Source organism: Niallia yueguangensis (genome assembly GCF_052663115.1).
The window spans coordinates 1-421 of the sequence record NZ_JBQTCX010000073.1; the positions used below are offsets into that span (position 1 = coordinate 1).

Annotated in this window: 1 protein-coding gene; it reads left to right on the plus strand. The window is 34.4% G+C overall.

Going from position 1 to position 421, the window contains the following annotated elements; genetic code table 11:
- Window positions 1–421 (plus strand): alpha-amylase family glycosyl hydrolase (locus ACTYA4_RS22210; protein WP_443483706.1); only part of this gene is annotated, 421 nt, incomplete at both ends.

Here is a 421-nt window from a genome sequence, read left to right on the forward strand (position 1 = left end):
TTGAATCAGCAAAAATGCTAGCAACATTTATACATATGATGCAGGGAACTCCTTATATATATCAAGGAGAAGAGCTTGGAATGACAAATGTTCATTTTGAAAGTATTGATGAGTATAAGGATATTGAATCGTTGAATATGTATAAGGAGAAAATAGCAGAAGGCGCCTCCCACGAATCCTTGATGGAATCAATTTATGTGAGAGGACGGGACAATGCAAGAACTCCTTTTCAGTGGGATGATTCCACTAATGCAGGTTTTACAACAGGAACACCATGGATAAATGTAAATCCAAACTATACAGAAATTAATGCTGAAAAAGCAATAAAAGACCCTAATTCCGTTTTTCAGTATTACAAGAAACTAATTAAGCTGCGTAAAGAACATGAAATTATCGTATATGGCGACTATGAACTTATTTT